The following is a 2,712-nucleotide window of genomic DNA, read 5'->3' as shown; positions in this document are numbered from 1 at the left end:
CTTGAAACTTGAAACTTGAAACTTGAAACTTGAAACTTGAAACTTGAAACTTGAAACTTGAAACTTGAAACTTGAAACCTGAAACCTGAAACCTGAAACCTGAAACCCTCATCAATCACGGGGTGGTTCAGCGTCCGGCGGGTGTCGCGTCAATTTGATTGGGGCAACGTTCCAGCGACGTCGGATCCAGTTGATCGATTTGAAAACGGGGGGGAAGCCGGCCAGTTTTTTTTCCAGATGATGCTTGCCGGGAAAATTGAGCATCAAGATGCCGACCAGAATGGTCAATAGTCCCTGCCCGGGAAGGACCAGCATCAGCAGCCCCGCGAAAATCAGGATCCCACCGATCAGGTTCTTGGCCAGCAATCCCGTCCAACGCAAGACGGGATGCCGATCGGCAAAAAGCGTTCGTGGCCGGTGATCACCGACGAAGTAGTCCGCGGGGATTTTTAAAACCAGCCACGGTGCAATCAGCAAGCAGCCGAAGAACAGCACGGCAGAGACCGAGGCGATCCAGGCCATCGCAACCTTGTGATCCTGCAGGAAGGCAATCAAGCTGAACCGTTCTGGCATGCGGGGGAAAGAACGCCGCGGGTGATGACCGTTCCCGGGGCGGGGAAATCGTATTGATCGGGGATTCGATGGACGCTGTCAATCCTTGGTGTTTTCATGAGCGACAACCGAGACGATGCCAAGAAACTGGCCGGATCGGCGAACGGCATTTTTGGGATCCCATTCGGGCTTTTCCAAATTTTTGCCTCGTCGTGATCGATCTGCGGAACATTTTGTGATAACACAGATCGCTCAGGTACGTGATTGCCCCCCTCAACCAGCCCCGGAGCGAGTGATGAGAACTCTTTTTTTGATGGTATTGATTTGTGTGGTGAGCCCGACAGTGCAGGCCCAGGATGAGGCGCCGACGCCCTCGAAGGAGCACGCTTACTTGGCGAAAATTGCCGGCACACGAAGCGGCACGATGAAAGTTTGGCCGCAGGGGCCTACCAGCGACGCGATGGAATTCCCGTTCAGCGAAACCAACACCGTGGTTCTCGGTGGCAACTGGGTGGAAACCGAATTTCAGGCGGGGCCATACAAGGGACATGGGATGAACGGGTACGATCCCCTCAAGAAAAAATACATTGGAACGTGGGCGAACAACATGTCGCCCTATCTGGCGGTGATGGAGGGAACGTACGATGAAACGAAGCACGAATTGACGATGTTCTTTGACGACATCGACCCGCAAACCAACAAGCCGGAAAAGATGAAGTCTGTTATCTCGGATGCTCCTGGCGAGCCCTCGACGATGACGATGTACAAGAAGGATGACCAGACGAATGATTGGGTGAAGTCCTTCGTCTTGACGTACGAAATGAAGCAGAAATGACAAGCCGATGGTCGACTGGAACGGGATGCCGACAATAGCGTGAATGGATTACATCGAGACCCGACGGTGGTGTTCCAAACGGCGGATCGCGCCGAGTGCATGGAACTGCGATTCGTGCTCGAGGCCGCCGGGATAGCGGCCCGAGTGGAGGTACAGCACGGGCAATGGTTGCTGATTGTCGACGCTGGGGATCTGGCCGAGGCGGAAGCGGAACTGGACGCGTACCGCCGTGAAAACGAGTCGCGGTCCACGGCAGCGATCCCGGTGGCGCCGGTCTATGACGGCGCGACCGCGGGAGTGATCGCGTATGCGGCGTTGGTCACGCTGATCGCCCTGGCGACGCTGCCTTGGGGGTTGGGGCTGGATCTTTTCACGCCGGGTGAAATGCAGGCCGGGAAGGTGCTGGCGGGAGACGGATGGCGGACGGTGACGGCGCTGACCCTGCACGTCGACGAGGGGCACGTCGCCTCGAACCTGCTGTTCGGGATCCTGTTCGGAATCCTCGCCGGCCGTGCCGTCGGTGGCGGCATCGCCTGGCTCACGATCGTGTCGGCGGGAGCCCTGGGCAATCTGCTCAACGCGCTCGTCCAGCAACCCGAACACACTTCGGTGGGCGCTTCGACCGCCGTCTTCGCCGCGCTCGGATTGCTGGTTGCCAATGCCTTGCGGCCGAGAGTGTCCAGCCACGAAAGTCTGCTGCGTCGCTGGCGACCGTTGGTCGGCGGCCTGATGCTACTCGGCTTGGTCGGCGTCGGGGGCGAGCGGACCGATGTCACCGCTCACGTGACCGGTTTCCTGTCCGGATTGCTGATCGGTGCCATCAGCAGTCGCCTGCCGACGCACTGGCTGGCCGACGAAAAAGTCCAATGGTTGGCCGGAGTGGCCACGATCGTGATGGTGTCGATCGCCTGGGTCATCGCGCTGTCAGAATGAGCAGCAACGGATTTTGAAGTGGCAGAATGATCCGGGGCAGAATGATGTTCCGGCCGCTACGCAAGATGAGCGGAGACCGCCGTCTGGCGTCGGCAGCTACGCAACATGAGCCGGTCATCGACCTCTCGTCGCTAAAGGCTTGGATCCCACTCCGTGAGAAGTCGATCCACCACCCCTTCGTGTCCGACGCTATCTTGCTCTGCCTCGGCACGGACAGTCGATTCCGTTTCCCAAAACTCCGCCCGCGCCGATGGCGACGTGTGATCGCTGCCGAACGTTTGAGACGACATCACATCGGGACTGCCGCTCGGCGGATGGACGGTTGCGGGCGTCGTCTCCTGGATGAAGGGAGCCCCATGATAAATGAGTACGATGTTGGGAGTTTGAATCGG

4 protein-coding genes are annotated in these 2,712 nt (G+C 58.3%); 2 read left to right on the top strand and 2 right to left on the bottom strand.

Going from position 1 to position 2,712, the window contains the following annotated elements:
- Window positions 1–111: 111 nt before the first annotated feature.
- The gene (locus tag ABX749_RS28690; protein ID WP_372899053.1) at window positions 112–573 is read right to left on the bottom strand and encodes a hypothetical protein; all 462 of its coding nucleotides are present in this window, start codon (window positions 571–573) and stop codon (window positions 112–114) included.
- Window positions 574–688: 115 nt separating this feature from the next.
- Between ABX749_RS28690 and ABX749_RS28685 the strand changes: the two genes are divergently transcribed.
- Both ABX749_RS28685 and ABX749_RS28680 read left to right on the top strand, forming a co-directional pair.
- Window positions 689–1,387 (top strand): DUF1579 family protein, encoded by a 699-nt coding sequence (locus ABX749_RS28685; protein ID WP_372899052.1) that lies wholly within the window; start codon window positions 689–691, stop codon window positions 1,385–1,387.
- A 39-nt stretch (window positions 1,388–1,426) separates the two neighbouring features.
- Window positions 1,427–2,320: a rhomboid family intramembrane serine protease gene (locus ABX749_RS28680; protein WP_372899051.1), complete on the top strand. Its 894-nt coding sequence runs from the start codon at window positions 1,427–1,429 to the stop codon at window positions 2,318–2,320.
- A gap of 131 nt (window positions 2,321–2,451) precedes the next feature.
- Here the strand turns inward: ABX749_RS28680 and ABX749_RS28675 are convergent.
- The coding region (locus ABX749_RS28675; RefSeq protein ID WP_372899050.1) for a hypothetical protein at window positions 2,452–2,712 on the bottom strand (261 nt) is incomplete at its 5' end.

Origin of the sequence: Stieleria sp., assembly GCF_041595215.1 — a bacterium.
Lineage (GTDB): Bacteria > Planctomycetota > Planctomycetia > Pirellulales > Pirellulaceae > Stieleria > Stieleria magnilauensis.
Note: the sequence above shows the minus strand (reverse complement) of the source record. Positions and strands in the feature narration are given on the sequence as shown.